Source organism: Halobacterium yunchengense (assembly GCF_037031165.1).
In the GTDB taxonomy this organism is placed as follows: Archaea; Halobacteriota; Halobacteria; order Halobacteriales; family Halobacteriaceae; genus Halobacterium; species Halobacterium yunchengense.
The window spans coordinates 126167-139300 of sequence record NZ_JAYEZL010000002.1; the positions used below are offsets into that span (position 1 = coordinate 126167).

The 13134-nt window shown below is 72.3% G+C and carries 17 protein-coding genes and 1 tRNA gene; 9 read left to right on the top strand and 9 right to left on the bottom strand.

The genetic code is table 11. The features are described 5' to 3' along the window. Positions 1 to 2: 2 nt before the first annotated feature. The 3 genes from U5911_RS05800 to U5911_RS05810 form a co-directional block, all read right to left on the bottom strand. Complete coding sequence (locus U5911_RS05800; RefSeq protein ID WP_336036007.1) at positions 3 to 383, bottom strand: cupin domain-containing protein; 381 nt, start codon at positions 381 to 383, stop codon at positions 3 to 5. 111 nt (positions 384 to 494) lie between these two features. Continuing rightward, positions 495 to 1337 (bottom strand): beta-keto acid cleavage family enzyme, encoded by an 843-nt coding sequence (locus tag U5911_RS05805; RefSeq protein WP_336036008.1) that lies wholly within the window; start codon positions 1335 to 1337, stop codon positions 495 to 497. After that, positions 1334 to 1552, bottom strand: coding sequence for a hypothetical protein (locus tag U5911_RS05810; RefSeq protein ID WP_336036009.1), 219 nt, complete (start codon positions 1550 to 1552; stop codon positions 1334 to 1336). Before U5911_RS05810 ends, U5911_RS05805 begins: the two co-directional genes overlap by 4 nt. A gap of 125 nt (positions 1553 to 1677) precedes the next feature. Here U5911_RS05810 and U5911_RS05815 point away from each other — a divergent pair, with 125 nt between their 5' ends. The 3 genes from U5911_RS05815 to U5911_RS05825 all read left to right on the top strand — a co-directional run bounded on the left by U5911_RS05815 (position 1678) and on the right by U5911_RS05825 (position 5297). Further along, entirely contained in the window at positions 1678 to 2697 is a 1020-nt protein-coding gene (locus tag U5911_RS05815) for a ring-cleaving dioxygenase (RefSeq protein WP_336036010.1), read from the top strand. A gap of 57 nt (positions 2698 to 2754) precedes the next feature. Continuing rightward, entirely contained in the window at positions 2755 to 3975 is a 1221-nt protein-coding gene (locus tag U5911_RS05820) for an iron-containing alcohol dehydrogenase family protein (protein ID WP_336036011.1), read from the top strand. A gap of 149 nt (positions 3976 to 4124) precedes the next feature. Beyond that, positions 4125 to 5297, top strand: a complete 1173-nt coding sequence (locus tag U5911_RS05825) for a M50 family metallopeptidase (RefSeq protein WP_336036012.1) — start codon at positions 4125 to 4127, stop codon at positions 5295 to 5297. 18 nt (positions 5298 to 5315) lie between these two features. On the opposite strand, the gene U5911_RS05830 is transcribed toward U5911_RS05825, so the two are convergent. Both U5911_RS05830 and U5911_RS05835 read right to left on the bottom strand, forming a co-directional pair. Continuing rightward, positions 5316 to 6062 carry a DUF4097 family beta strand repeat-containing protein gene (locus U5911_RS05830; RefSeq protein ID WP_336036013.1) on the bottom strand — a complete coding sequence of 249 codons (747 nt, stop codon included), beginning with the start codon at positions 6060 to 6062 and terminating at the stop codon, positions 5316 to 5318. A gap of 149 nt (positions 6063 to 6211) precedes the next feature. Further along, positions 6212 to 6284 (bottom strand) — tRNA-His (locus U5911_RS05835). A 130-nt stretch (positions 6285 to 6414) separates the two neighbouring features. On the opposite strand from U5911_RS05835, the gene U5911_RS05840 reads away from it, so the two are divergent. The 5 genes from U5911_RS05840 to U5911_RS05860 all read left to right on the top strand — a co-directional run bounded on the left by U5911_RS05840 (position 6415) and on the right by U5911_RS05860 (position 9170). Next, the gene (locus U5911_RS05840) at positions 6415 to 6801 is read left to right on the top strand and encodes an ArsR/SmtB family transcription factor (protein ID WP_336036014.1); all 387 of its coding nucleotides are present in this window, start codon (positions 6415 to 6417) and stop codon (positions 6799 to 6801) included. Then, positions 6794 to 7948, top strand: coding sequence for an ACR3 family arsenite efflux transporter (gene arsB / locus U5911_RS05845; RefSeq protein WP_336036015.1), 1155 nt, complete (start codon positions 6794 to 6796; stop codon positions 7946 to 7948). The genes U5911_RS05840 and arsB overlap by 8 nt, the downstream gene beginning before the upstream one ends. Positions 7949 to 7951: 3 nt before the next feature. Then, positions 7952 to 8407, top strand: coding sequence for an arsenate-mycothiol transferase ArsC (locus U5911_RS05850; protein WP_336036016.1), 456 nt, complete (start codon positions 7952 to 7954; stop codon positions 8405 to 8407). Between the two features lie 3 nt (positions 8408 to 8410). After that, positions 8411 to 8650, top strand: a complete 240-nt coding sequence (locus U5911_RS05855) for a MarR family transcriptional regulator (RefSeq protein ID WP_336036017.1) — start codon at positions 8411 to 8413, stop codon at positions 8648 to 8650. Between the two features lie 67 nt (positions 8651 to 8717). Continuing rightward, positions 8718 to 9170: a DUF5814 domain-containing protein gene (locus U5911_RS05860; RefSeq protein ID WP_336036018.1), complete on the top strand. Its 453-nt coding sequence runs from the start codon at positions 8718 to 8720 to the stop codon at positions 9168 to 9170. A 30-nt stretch (positions 9171 to 9200) separates the two neighbouring features. Here U5911_RS05860 and U5911_RS05865 read toward each other — a convergent pair whose 3' ends face one another. From U5911_RS05865 to U5911_RS05880, 4 genes are all read right to left on the bottom strand, one after another. Continuing rightward, on the bottom strand, positions 9201 to 9605 hold the full coding sequence (locus U5911_RS05865; RefSeq protein ID WP_336036019.1) for a DUF8146 domain-containing protein: 405 nt from the start codon (positions 9603 to 9605) through the stop codon (positions 9201 to 9203). A 100-nt stretch (positions 9606 to 9705) separates the two neighbouring features. Next, complete coding sequence (locus U5911_RS05870) at positions 9706 to 10296, bottom strand: RPA family protein (RefSeq protein ID WP_336036020.1); 591 nt, start codon at positions 10294 to 10296, stop codon at positions 9706 to 9708. Position 10297: 1 nt separating this feature from the next. After that, on the bottom strand, positions 10298 to 11227 hold the full coding sequence (locus U5911_RS05875) for a replication factor A (RefSeq protein ID WP_336036021.1): 930 nt from the start codon (positions 11225 to 11227) through the stop codon (positions 10298 to 10300). 64 nt (positions 11228 to 11291) lie between these two features. Further along, a complete protein-coding gene (locus U5911_RS05880) occupies positions 11292 to 11951 on the bottom strand; it encodes a LysE family translocator (RefSeq protein WP_336036022.1) in 660 nt (219 codons plus the stop codon). 133 nt (positions 11952 to 12084) lie between these two features. Between U5911_RS05880 and U5911_RS05885 the strand changes: the two genes are divergently transcribed. Further along, entirely contained in the window at positions 12085 to 13086 is a 1002-nt protein-coding gene (locus tag U5911_RS05885) for a mannose-1-phosphate guanylyltransferase (protein WP_336036023.1), read from the top strand. The last annotated feature ends 48 nt before the right edge of the window (positions 13087 to 13134 follow it).

Sequence of the window (13134 nt, forward strand, 5' to 3'; positions counted from 1 at the left end):
CGCTACTCCACCAGCCGGATGTCGTCGTCGCCGTTCGGCACGACGCAGATGAACGATCCTTCCTCGTCGCCGTCGTTCTCGTACCAGTGGACGGCGCCTGCGGGAATCAGGAGGCTGTCGCCGGCGCCGACCGTGTACTCCTCGCCCTCGATGCCGACCGTGTACTCGCCGCTCAGGACGTACTGCTCGTGTTCGACCTCGTTGGTGTGCTCGGGGACGCGCGCGCCGGGTTCGAGGACGAACCGCCGCATCGCGAAGTTGGGCGCTCCGTCGGACTCGTCGACCAGCACGCCCTTCCGCATGCCGTCGGCGGCGCCGACGGCCTCGTACTCCGCGTCGCCGGCGCGTTTCACCACGTGACTGGCTGGCTCGGTCTCGCTCATACCGAGTCGTTCGGCGGCGCGCGCCTTAGGCGTAGCCGTCCGCGACGTCGAGCGTGCTCGAACGCCGGGCGAGAGAGCGCCCGAATACGGGTACGCGCGAACTCGAAGCGGTCACAGCCCGAGAATCTCGCGGGCCTGCGCGGGCGACGCGACCTCGCGCCCGAGTTCTTCGGCGACGCGGACGACGCGCTCGACGAGCTGGGCGTTGCTCTCGGCGAGTTCGCCGCGCTCGTAGTAGACGTTGTCCTCGAGGCCGACGCGGACGTGCCCGCCGAGCAGGACGCCCTGTGTCGCCATCGGGAGCTGGTGGCGGCCGAACCCGAGCGTGTTGAACTCGGCGCCCGCGGGCAGAGCGTCGACGAGGTGCTGGAGGTTCCGGGGGCTCGCCGGCGTGAGCGTCCCCGGCCCGAGGATGAGCGTGGCGTACGGCGGGTCCGCGACCTCCCGTCTGTCGAGGAACTGGTGGACTTCGTTCAGGTGGCCGTCGTTGAACACCTCCAGTTCGGGTTTGATGCCGCGCTCGCGCATCTCCTCGTGCAGGGAGTCGACGAGGCCGCGCGTGTTCTCGCTGGTGAGGTGGCGGTAGCGGTTCAGCGGCCCCATGTCGAGGCTCGCCATCTCCGGCGCCGGGTCCGTGCGCAGCGGCTGGTGGCGGACGTCGCCGGGCGCGCCCGTGCCGCCCGTGGAGTGCTGGAGTATCACGTCGTCCGCGCGCGCCCGAATCTCGTCGTCGACGGCCTGGAAGTCAGCGACGTCGAACGACCGCTCGCCGCTCGGCTCGCGCGCGTGGACGTGCACGACGGCCGCGCCCGCTCGCTCGGCTTCGGCCGCCGCCCGCCCGATCTCCTCGGGCGTCTCCGGGAGGTTCGGGTTCGCCTCCTTGCCGTGCACGCCGCCGGTCAGCGCGGCCGTCACGATCACGGGGTCGCCGGCGAGGAAGCCCTCGTAGGTCACGGGTCGCCCTCCGCGCCGGCGTCGCCGCTCCCGTCGCCGTGCGCGTGGTCCCGGTAGATCTCGCAGTGGTCGGCGTGGTGGAGGTCGTAGCGGTCGTTGCAGACGTCCGCGCGCATCGGCTGGACGAACGACCCGGTGACCGTGCAGAACGCGCGCTCGGCGTCGAACGTCCGGGTGTCGCCCTCGCTGCGGTACTCGAGGTGGGGGCAGCCCATGGGGCGCGTTCGCCCGCCGGCGTGTTAACGATTCGCTCACCCGGTCGTCCCGTGGTGACGGCCGCGTCACCCGGTGACGCTGCCGTCTACGAGCGTATAGGTGGCTCCGCGCCTTACTGGGTGGTATGTCACCGACCACGCGCGGGCTCCACCACGTCACCGCCATCGCGGGCGACCCGCAGGCGAACGCGGACTTCTACGTCGAGACCCTCGGCCTGCGGTTCGTCAAGCGCACGGTGAACCACGACGACCCGCAGACGTACCACTTCTACTTCGGCGACGGCGAGGGGACGCCCGGGACGAACGTCACGTTCTTCCCGTGGACGGACGCCGGCCGCGACGGCGAGTTCGGCGCCGGCCAGACGCGCGCCACCGCGTACCTGATCCGGCCGGACTCCGTCGGCTACTGGCGCGACCGCCTCGGAGCCCGGGGCGTCGACGTCACCGAGACCGAGCGCTTCGGCGACCCCGTCCTGCGCTTCGAGGACCCGGACGGCGTCGGTCTGGAACTCGTCGCGAGCACGGACCGTCGTTCCGCGGACCCGGCGGGCGGCGACGGGCCGCGAGCCCGCGGCGACCGCGCCGCCGACGCGGACGCCGCGCCCTGGCCCGACAGCCCGGTGCCGGCCGACCACCAGCTCCGCGGCTTCCACAGCGTCACGCTCGCCGTCGCCGAGTACGGGCCCACCGAGGCGGTCCTCACGGACGTGCTCGGCTACGAGCGCGTCGCCGACGACGGCGACCGCAGGCGGTTCCAGACTCCCTCGGGCGGCCCGCACTCGGTGCTGGACCTCGTGGAGACGGACGCGCCGCGCGGCCGGACGGGCGTCGGCACGGTCCACCACGTCGCGTTCACCGCCGACAGCGTCGCGGACCTCCGGGCGTGGAAGGACGCCTACGCCGACCGCGGCCTCTCCGCGAGCGGCCCCGTCGACCGCACGTACTTCCAGTCGCTGTACTGCCGCGAGCCCGGCGGCGTCCTCTTCGAACTCGCGACCGACGGCCCCGGCTTCGACGTCGACGAACCGCCCGCCGAACTCGGCGCCTCGCTCGTCCTCCCGGAGTGGCTCGAGGACGAACGGGAACGAATCGAGGCGGCGCTGCCGGCGTTCGACCCGCCGCGGCCGGCCCCGGCCGGCGAGTAACGCACTCACGCCCCACCCACCACCACACACTTGCCGTCCGACGACGCCACTCCACCCATGACGGTTCCGGGCTCTGACCGCGTCGGCGAGCCGTTCCGCTTCGACTACGACCCGCCGGTGCTCCGGTTCGGCCGCGGCAGCGTCGCGGCCCTCGGCGACGAGCTCGCGCGCCACGGCCTCGACCGCGCGCTCGTCGTCTGCGGGGCCACCGTCGGCAGCACGCCGGCAGTGATGGACCCGGTGGAGGCGGGCCTCGGCGACCGGCTCGCGGGCGTGTTCGCGGAGACGACGCCCGAGAAGCGCCTCGACACCGCGTTCGACGGGCGGGCCGCCGTCCGCGAGCACGACGCCGACGCCGTCGTCGCGCTCGGCGGCGGCAGCAGCCTCGACGTCGCGAGGGCGGTCAGCGTGCTCGCCGCCGGCGGCCACGACCCGGCGGAGGCGGGCGAGACGTTCGCGGAGACGCACACGCTCCCGATGCCCGACGGCGACCTCCCGCCCGTCGTGGCCGTCCCCACCACGCTCGCCGGCGCGGACCTCTCGCAGGTCGCCGGCCTCTCCGCGCTCCCCGACTCGGCGCTCGTCGAGAAGCCCACGAGCGGCGGCCTCTCGGACCGCCGCCTGCTGCCGACCGCGGCGTTCTACGACCCCGAGCTCGTCGCCACCACGCCCGAATCCGTGCTCGCCGGCTCCGCGATGAACGGCTTCGACAAGGGCGTCGAGACGCTGTACGCGGCCAACGCCACACCGGTCACGGACGCCACCGCCGCCCGGGGCCTCGGTCTGCTCGCCGACGGCCTCCGCGCCCTCGGCGAGCGCGGCGCCGACCCGGACGTCCTCGAACCCGTCCTGGAGGGGCTGATTCTCGTCCAGTACGGCGCGTCACGACCCGACGGGACCACGCTGTCGGTCGTCCACTCGTTCGGCCACGGCCTCACGCGGGGCTTCTCGGTGCAGCAGGGCGCCGCGCACGCAGTCGTCGCCCCCCACGTCCTTGAGCACCTCTTCGCGGAGGTGGACGGCCGCCGCGACCTGCTCGCGGACGCGCTCGGCGTGGGCGGCGCCGCCGACCCTGCGAGCGCCGTCGTCGACGCCGTCGCCGACGTCCGGGACGCGCTCGGCCTCCCCAGCCGCCTCCGCGACGTCGACGGCCCGGAACCCGGGGACTTCGAGCGCGTCGCGCGCAGCGTCGTCAAGGACTCCTTCATGGCGAACGCGCCCGCCGACCTCGACCTGACCGCGGCGGACGTCGAGGCCGTCCTCGAGGCCGCGTACTGACGCCGCGCCGGCCGGGTCGGCGCACTCGCCGACTGCGCTTCTCGCTCCCCCGGATGCGCTCCTCGTTCTCTCGACTGCGCTCTCCGCTCCTGGGACCGCGTCCGCCGCTCGCCCCCGGATTTATGCGGACTGCACCGGTATCCTCGCGCATGCGAAGCTTCAGAGTCGGGAGCGCGTTCGGCATCCCGATCAAGCTCGACGTCACCTTCCTCATCATCCTCCCGGTGTTCGCGTACCTCATCGGGACGCAGGTCGACGTCTGGGTGTCGACGTTGAACGCCGCGCCGTTCGACGCCCAGCTGGCGGCCGACCCCCTCACCGCCGAACCGATGCGGTGGTACCTCGGCGTCGCCGCCGCCGTCGGCCTGTTCGCCGGGGTCGTCCTCCACGAACTCGGGCACAGCGTCGTCGCGATGCGGTACGGCTTCCCCATCGACTCCATCACGCTGTGGATCCTCGGCGGCATCGCCAGCCTCTCCGACCAGCCCGAGGAGTGGCGACAGGAGCTGTTCATCGCCATCGCCGGCCCCGTCGTCAGCGTCCTCCTCGGCGTGCTGTCGTTCGTCGCGCTCCAGGCCCTCCCCGCGTCGCTGGACGCCCTGCGGTTCGTCGTCGGCTACCTCGCGCTCATGAACTTCGCGCTCGCGGCGTTCAACCTCCTGCCGGGCTTCCCGATGGACGGCGGACGCGTCCTCCGTGCGCTCCTCGCTCGCCGGCGCTCGTTCGCGCGCGCGACCCAGATCGCCGCCGAGGTCGGGAAGCTGTTCGCGCTCCTGCTCGGCATCGTCGGCATCCTCGGGTTCAACCTCATCCTCATCGCCATCGCCTTCTTCATCTACGTCGGCGCGTCCGGCGAAGCCCAGCGCACCGTGATGAACGCCGCCTTCGAGGACGTCAGCGTCGCGGAGGTGATGACCGACGAGGTCCACACCGTCGACGCCGACGCCTCGGTCGCCGAACTGATGGAGCGCATGTTCGACGAACGCCACACCGGCTACCCGGTCACGCGCGACGGCGACGTCGTCGGCATGGTGACCCTCGACGACGCCCGGGACGTCAAGCAGGTCGAGCGCGACGCCATCCTCGTCGAGGAGGTGATGAACGACGACGTCTACTCCATCGGCGAGACCAGCAACGCGATGGACGCCCTCGACGCCATGCAGGAACACGGCGTCGGCCGGCTCGTCGTCACCGACGCCGCCGGCGAGATGGTCGGCATCGTCTCCCGCACCGACCTCATGACCGCGTTCAACATCATCCAGTCGACCGGCCTCCAGCAGGGCGCCGGCGCCGCGCTCTCGGGGGCCGGCCGGTCCGCGTAGCGCCGCGGACGCCCCCGGTCACTCCAGCGCAGTCACGGTCACGTCGCCGTTCACGGACGCGACCGTCACCTCGCCGGCGCCGTCGCCGAGCACGCCGCTCACGCGCGTCCGCGACGCCTCGCGGTCGGCGAGCTCGAGGCCGGAGACCGAGACGTCGCCGTTCTGCGTGCGCGCCGACAGCGCCGCGTCCACGGTCGCCGACAGCGCCGCGTCGGCGTCGCCGTTCTCCGTGCGGACCACCGCCTCCCCGTCCACGAGCGCCGGGACGTCGGCGGTCACGTCGCCGTTGGTCGTCTCCGCTCGCGCCACCGGGCCGGCGTCCCGCACGACGACGTCGCCGTTCGCCGAGCCGACGCCGTGGGCGGCCGCCACGTCCCGGACGGAGACGTCGCCGTTCCAGCTGCGCGCGACCGCGACCTCGGTGCCGGCCGGCAGGCGGACGTCGAGGTCGACGCTCACGCGGCGCTCGGCGCCGTCGACGCGCACGTCGACGAGGAGGTCGTCCTCGCGGACGGCCTCGACGGTCACGTCCCCGAGGCGGGACTCGTTCGGCACGGACACGACCGCGTCCACGAGCACGCGGTCTCCGCCGTGCGTCGACACGTCCACGTCGCCGTCGTCGATGGCCGTCCGGAACCGCGCGCCGTCCGGCAGGTCGAACTCGTACTCGCGGGACTCGCTGACCGCGTCCTCGAAGGCGGACAGGCAGCCGGCCAGGGCGGCCGCGCCGGTCGCTGCCGTCGAGAGGAGGGCTCTCCGTCGCATACCCGCTCTCGACGCCGGACGCACAAATACTGGGGGGACTCGTCGCTCGGCTGTTGGGACTCACGGGGGTCAATTCGCTGCTGTCGGTCCACGTCTGGTTGCGATGGCGACGGGCGTACGAGGTGCTCGTCGGCTATCGTCGCGAGAAGGTCCAGGGGCGAGAATCGAACCCGCGTCTCAGCCTCCACAAGGCTGAAGGATAGTCCACTACCCTACCCCGGACACTGCAGCCAATCGTAGCAGTCTGGCGTTCAAATACGTTACGACACGCGGCGGTTCGAGCGCCAGGGCGGACTACCTGAACGAGCGTTCAGACCGAAACAGCTATCTGAACGCTCGTTCAGGTACTCCCATGGCTCGGACTACGGACCGGCTGCGACGGCACCTCGCGGACGAACTCGGCGACTGCTGCGACGCCGACGTCGAGGACCGCCTCGACGAACTCGACGCGCTCGCCGACGGCACCGACGGCGACGCGCAGGCGGCGTTCGCCGCACTCGGGAACGACACGCGGTACCGGCTCGCCGCGGCGCTGGCCGCCGCCGACGGCGACCTCTGCGTCTGCGAACTCGAAGCGCTCGTCGACGTCAGCGACAGCGCGGTCAGCCACGCGCTCGCGGACCTCGTCGACGCCGGCCTCGCGACGCGCCGGAAGGACGGCAACTGGCGGTACTACGACGCCACCGACTACGCGGCCGGTCTGCTCGCCGCCGCGGACCGCGACAGCGACGATGCGTGAGGCAGCCTCCGCGGACGCCCACGAGCACGGCCCCGACTGCGGCTGCGAGTCCTGCGGCGACCCGCGGTCGATGGGCGTCCTCGACCGCTACCTCACCGTCTGGATCCTCGGCGCGATGGCCGTCGGCGTCGCGCTCGGCTCCGTCGCGCCGTCGGTCACGCCGCCGATCCGCGAGCTCCACCTCGTCGAGGTCGGTCTCGTCCTGATGATGTACCCGCCGCTCGCGAAGGCCGACTACGCGCGGCTGCCCGCCGTCTTCCGGAACTGGCGCGTGCTCGGGCTGAGCCTCGCCCAGAACTGGCTCATCGGGCCGACGCTGATGTTCGCGCTCGCGGTCGTCTTCTTCGGCGGGGTCGTCCCCGGACTGCCCGCCCGCCCCGAGTACTTCCTCGGGCTGGTGTTCATCGGGATGGCGCGCTGCGTCGCGATGGTGCTCGTGTGGAACGAACTCGCCGACGGCTCCACGGAGTACGTCACCGGCCTCGTGGCGTTCAACAGCCTCTTCCAGGTTCTCACGTACGGCGTCTACGTCTGGCTGTTCGCGCTCGTCGCGCCCGACCTGCTCGGCCTCCAGTCGCTGGCGGCCGGCATCACCGCCTTCGACGTCTCGCCGACGCAGGTGTTCGAGGCCATCGCGGTGTTCCTCGGCGTGCCGTTCGCCGCCGGCGTCCTCACGCGCTTCGCCGGCACGCGCGCCCGGAGCGCCGACTGGTACGAGGCGGTCGTCGTCCCGAAGATCGACCCGCTCACGCTCGTCGCGTTGCTGTTCACCGTCGTCGTGATGTTCGCGACCCAGGGCGCCGCCATCGTCGCCGCGCCCGGGGACGTCCTCCTCGTCGCGGTGCCGCTGACCGTCTACTTCGTCGCGATGTTCCTCGTCAGCTTCGCGATGGGGCGGGGCGTCGGCGCCGACTACGAGACCACGACCGCCATCGGGTTCACCGCCGCGTCGAACAACTTCGAGCTCGCCATCGCGGTCGCCGTCGCCGTCTTCGGCGTCGGCTCCGGCGTCGCGTTCGCCACCGTCGTCGGCCCGCTCATCGAGGTGCCCGTCCTCCTCGCGCTCGTCAACGTCGCGCTGTACTTCCAGCGCCGCCTCGACTGGACCGGCCGGACCGCCGGCAGCCTCGCGGCCACCGACGACTGACCCATGTCCCGGGACACCACCTCCGACGACGCCGACCGACCGACCACCACCCTCGCGTTCGTCTGCGTGCAGAATGCCGGCCGCTCCCAGATGGCGACCGCGTTCGCGGAGCGCGAGCGCGCCCGCCGCGGCCGCGGCGACGTCGCGATCCTCACGGGCGGCACCGACCCAGCCGACCACGTCCACAGCGAGGTCGTCGACGCGATGGCCGACCTCGGCGTCGACGTCTCCGACCGCACGCCCCGCGAGGTCACGTTCGAGGAGCTCCGGGACGCCGACTACGTCGTCACGATGGGCTGTGCGGCCGAGGACGTCTGTCCGGCGGGCTGGGCGGGCGAGAACCGCGACTGGGCCCTCGACGACCCCGACGGCCGGCCCCAGAGCGAGGTCGCCGCGATTCGCGACGACATCGAGGCACGGGTCGCCGCGCTGTTCGACGAACTGGACCGCGGGGACTGACGCGTGCCGGTGGACCGACCGAACTCGTGTCTGCTGGACGCGCCCCCGAGCGCGAAACTCGTGTTCGCGGTGCTGGAACGCGACGGCCCGCTCGGGCGGCGCGAACTCATCGCGGAGACGCGACTCCACCCGGACACCGTCCGCGACGGCGTCCGGGCGCTAACCGACTGTGGCCTCGTCGCCGTCCGGCCCGTGCCGGGTGACGCGCGCCGGAACACGTACCGTCTCCGCGACGAGGCCTGAACCGAACGTCCGCGACCGCGACCGGACGATACGCTTTTCCGCGAACCCGGCCTACCACGACGTGACTGTGGCCGTCACGGACAAGATCTACGTGAAGAACCACCGGCAGATCGCGTCCCAGCTGGACACGCGATTCCCGAAGAGCGCGTTCAGCGGCGCGACCCTCGACGTCCTCTTCACGGGCGACCTCTCCGAGCTCGACGACGCCACCCGCGAGAAGGTCCTGGAGTTCTCCGAGGACTTCCTGGACTGCGCCTGCGAGTCGAACCCCTACTGCGGGCACCCCGAGGAGAAGTTCGTGCAGTACCTCCTCGAGTTGCGCGCGCAGGGCCTCGACCCGGAGTCGATGGTGGACGTGATGACCGACGACTACATGGTGTACGCCTACCCCGGCGACCTCTACTCGTTCCTCGACGACGCCGTCCGGACTCTCGAGGCCGTCGAGGACCTCGCGGCGGTCGACGGCCGCCCCGAGCAGGCCGACCGCGCCGGCCGGAAGAAACGCGAGCTCACGCGGTAGCGCGGCGCCGTCGGCGAGGGCCGGCGGCCGTCACCCGAGCTGGTAGGGTTCGTCTTCTTCCTCGTCGTCCAGCTCCTCGAGGTGGATGACCTCCTCGACGTCGCCGTCGTCCTCGACCCGCTCGCGCAGGTGGTTGATGTACTCCTTGTGCTCGTCGAGCTGGTCGCGGAGGTGTTTCGCCTCGAGTTCGAGGCGCTCGTGCTCGCGCACGAAGCTCTTGGGCACCTCGACCTTCGGCGGGAACTCGTCGCCCTCGCTGTCCTCGGCCTGGTTCTCGGGGACGACCCGCACGCGGCCGTCGTGGGCCACCAGCGAGTCGACGTAGTCCCGGAAGACAGCGGACAGCGAGAGGTCCCGCTCCTCCGCGATGTCCCGGAGCGCGTCGAACTTGTCCTCGTTCACGCGGAACGAGATGGTCTTGTTCTTGTTCCCCATCGATTACCCGTGGCTACGAGCAGCGAGCGTATTAAGGGTTTGTCAGACGCTCACGCACCGGCTCGCGGCGAAAGAACGGCGGCCGGTCGCCGGCGGGCGGTTACGCGTCCGCCGGCACTTCGTCCTCCACGTCGAAGTCCTCGAGCGCCTCGAGGACCGCCCGCCGGTACGCGGAGACGTCCTCGCCGTACTCGGCCTTCGCGCGCTCGGCGTACTCGTTGCCCTCGTCGTCGAAGGCGTCGAGGCGGTCGAGCGTGCGCTCGGCGGTCTCCACGACCCAGCGGTCGCGGGTGGCCTCCTCGACGTGCGTGATGGACTCCGGCCGCAGGGAGACGTTCACGGAGCCGTCGTCCGTCTCGAACGTCCGCGGCTTCCCGACCACGGCGACGTACGTCGGCGTCTCCGCGTCCCGGAGCGCCGACGCGGCGTCCGGCTGGTACTGGCCCGCGTACACGAAGAACGTCCCGGTGGGGTCGACGACGCGGCCCCGCCAGTACTCGGAGTCCTCGCCGATGTCCTCGGTCTCGGTGAGCGTGCCGACGACGAACACGCGGTTCGCCTGCTCGCCGGTCGGCAGCAGCGCGTACAGCGGCGCGCGCTCGTCGTCGGACTCCTTGAACGTGAACGTGGCGTCGTTGAACTCGGCGGCGAAGGCGCGGCGTGCGACCTCGCGCGTGGGTGCGTTGCTCATCTCAGATCGACCTCGCCTTGATGAGGACGGCCTCCGGGTCCGCGGGGGCGTCCAGCCGTTCGGTGTCGTTCGCGAGCACGTACCGGCCGAGCGTCGGGCCGGTCACGCGGTAGTAGTTCCCCAGCACCGTCGCGCGCATCTCGTCGGCGACGACGGTGGTGTCGAGGGCGTCCTTGGCCATCTGCTTGGCCTCCTCGAGGCCGACGCCGGTGAGGTCCTCGGTGGCGTCCTCGTCGAAGATGACCTCGTGGACGTCGCGGCCGTCGTCGAGCACGCCCTTGATGCGGAGGTCGAACTCGCCCTCCACCTCGCCGTGCTCGCTGCACCGGCCGTTCTGGAGGACGCGCGTGCAGTCCTCCTCGGGGCAGCGCTTGATGAGGCCGCTCCCGGACTGGATGTCCACGAGCGCGCCCTCGACGGTGTCCTCGTTGTCGCCGACGTCGAACTCCTCGTCGACCTCCTCGATGGTGGTCGTCTTGTTGAGCTTCACGCTGTACCGGCCCTGGTACTCGTCGGTGACGACGTTCCCGAGGCGGTAGGTCTGGCCCTCCTGGAGGTCCGCGAGGTCGGATTTCGCCCACTTCGTGAACTTGATGGTGCCGGTCGGGTCGCCGAGCAGGCCGACCTGCCCGACCGAGTCGGACCGGGGCTCCCAGAGTTCGACGACCTTCGCGGTGATGTCCACCCACTGCTCGGGTTCGTCGACGTCCTCGACCTGGACGGTCTCGTTGCCGCGGCCGCCCAGGTCGTCGCGGTCGAGGCCGGCCTCGTCGAGGTAGTGGTTCTCGACGCTGCGGCGGGCCTCGTCCAGCGGGACCTTGTACTCGGTTACCAGTCGCTGCAGCCGTTCCTCTACGTCGTCGACTGACGCGTCGACGTGCTCGGAGAACTCGTCGTGGATCTCCGTAGCGGTGTCTGAAAGGTCGCTCATGGTCGGATTCCGTCTCCGCGTGTGTTTCGGTGGGAGACGCATCGACGTTGGTTCCCGATCACCTTTAAATCTCCGGGAGCGCGGTGAAAGTGGAGCCCGGGAGGGCGGCGGCGAGCACGCCGACGCCGAGCGCGAGCAGCGCGACGCCGGACGCCAGCCGCAGCAGGTCCGCCCGCCGCGCCAGCACCGACCGCGCGTGGCCGGCCGTCGCGCCGACGGCGCCGAGGTAGACCGCCGACAGCGCCGCGTACGTCGCGCCGAGCGCCGGCACGCTCGCCGCCGCCGAGCCGTCGACGAACTGGGGGAGGAACGCGAGGAAGAACACCGCGACCTTCGGGTTCAGGACGTTCGTCGCGAACCCCGAGACGAACGGCCGCGGCACGTCGCGGTCCGCGGTCGGCCCGCCCCCGTCCGCGAGCGTCCGCGCGCCCAGCCAGCAGAGGTACGCGCCGCCCGCGACCTTCAGCGCCGCGAACGCCGCCGGCGACGCCGCGAGCACGGCCGCCAGCCCCACCGCGACCAGCGCCGTGTGGACGAGGACGCCCGCGCTGACGCCGAGCGCCGCGGTGACGCCCGCCCGCCGGCCGTCCGCCGCGCCCGCCGACAGCACGAGCACGGTGTCGGGACCGGGCGCGAGCACGAGCGCCACCGCCGCGGCGAGGAACGCCGGGAAGCCAGCGTCGAACACGTCCCGGTCGACGAGCCAGCCACGCGTAAGCGGCACGGTCGCCGCAACCCTCCCGCCGGACGCCGCCGCGATGCCCCACCAGCGACGCCACGAACCACCACCGGACAGGTCTTTACCGCGTCCCCGCGAAGCCACCCGCGATGACTGACGCCACTCGGAGGGTCGCGCCGTGGTGAGGACCGCGGCCGTCCTGCTGGCGGGCGGCACCGGCACGCGGCTGTACCCGGCGAGCCGCAGCCACCGCCCGAAGCAGTTCCTCGCGCTCGGCGACGACGACCGCAGCCTCCTCCGGCGGACCGCCGACCGCGCCGGCTTCGCGGACGACCTCTTCGCCGTGACGCGCGCCGAGTACGCCGACCGCGTCCGCGAGGAGGTGCCCGAGGCGACCGTGCTCGTCGAGCCGGCCGGCCGCGACACCGGCCCCGCGCTCGCGTACGCCGCCAGCGAGGTCCGCGAGCGAGCGCCGGACGCGGCGATGCTCTGTCTCCCGAGCGACCACGTGGTCGGCGACGGCTTCCGCGAGACGGCCGAAACCGCCGTCTCGGTCGCCGCGGAGACGGGCGCGCTCGTCGCGCTCGGCGTCGAACCCGACCGGCCCGCGACGGGCTACGGCTACGTCGAGCCGGGCGCCGACCGCGGCGACCACTACGCGGTCGCGCAGTTCCGCGAGAAGCCCGACGAGGCGACCGCCCGCGAGTTCCTCGCCCGGGGCTGCTTCTGGAACGCCGGCATGTTCGCGTGGACGCCAGCGGCCTTCCTCGACGCCGCGCGCAGAGGCCCCCTCGGCGACGTCGTCGCCTCACTCGAGACGGGCGACGAGGACGCAGTCGCCGCCGCGTTCGACGCCGTCGACCCCGTCAGCGTCGACTACGCGGTCATGGAGCGAGCGGACGACGTCCGGGTCGTCCCCGCGGCCTTCGACTGGGACGACGTCGGCGCGTGGGACGCGCTGCTCCGCCTCCTCGACGGCGAGAACGCCGTGCTCGGCGACGCGCTCACCGTCGACGCCTCGGGGAACGTCCTCGCGAGCGACGACAAGCACGTCGCCGTCGTCGGCGCCGACGACCTGGTGGTCGCCGCGTTCGACGACCGCGTGCTCGTCGCGCCCGCCGAGGACGCCCAGCGCGTCCGCGAGGTCGTCGCCGAACTCCGCGAGGACGACCTGTTCTGACACGTGACGGCGCGGCACTGGCGACGCGCTCGCGGTGTGGCCTCGGGG

Bases quoted from the DNA above. Each gene is read 5' to 3' on its own strand.
- U5911_RS05800 (WP_336036007.1), bottom strand. From the start codon at position 383: ATGAGCGAGACCGAGCCAGCCAGTCACGTGGTGAAACGCGCCGGCGAC.
- U5911_RS05810 (WP_336036009.1), bottom strand. From the start codon at position 1,552: ATGGGCTGCCCCCACCTCGAGTACCGCAGCGAGGGCGACACCCGGACG.
- U5911_RS05815 (WP_336036010.1), top strand. From the start codon at position 1,678: ATGTCACCGACCACGCGCGGGCTCCACCACGTCACCGCCATCGCGGGC.
- U5911_RS05820 (WP_336036011.1), top strand. From the start codon at position 2,755: ATGACGGTTCCGGGCTCTGACCGCGTCGGCGAGCCGTTCCGCTTCGAC.
- U5911_RS05825 (WP_336036012.1), top strand. From the start codon at position 4,125: ATGCGAAGCTTCAGAGTCGGGAGCGCGTTCGGCATCCCGATCAAGCTC.
- U5911_RS05830 (WP_336036013.1), bottom strand. From the start codon at position 6,062: ATGCGACGGAGAGCCCTCCTCTCGACGGCAGCGACCGGCGCGGCCGCC.
- U5911_RS05840 (WP_336036014.1), top strand. From the start codon at position 6,415: ATGGCTCGGACTACGGACCGGCTGCGACGGCACCTCGCGGACGAACTC.
- arsB (WP_336036015.1), top strand. From the start codon at position 6,794: ATGCGTGAGGCAGCCTCCGCGGACGCCCACGAGCACGGCCCCGACTGC.
- U5911_RS05850 (WP_336036016.1), top strand. From the start codon at position 7,952: ATGTCCCGGGACACCACCTCCGACGACGCCGACCGACCGACCACCACC.
- U5911_RS05865 (WP_336036019.1), bottom strand. From the start codon at position 9,605: ATGGGGAACAAGAACAAGACCATCTCGTTCCGCGTGAACGAGGACAAG.
- U5911_RS05870 (WP_336036020.1), bottom strand. From the start codon at position 10,296: ATGAGCAACGCACCCACGCGCGAGGTCGCACGCCGCGCCTTCGCCGCC.
- U5911_RS05875 (WP_336036021.1), bottom strand. From the start codon at position 11,227: ATGAGCGACCTTTCAGACACCGCTACGGAGATCCACGACGAGTTCTCC.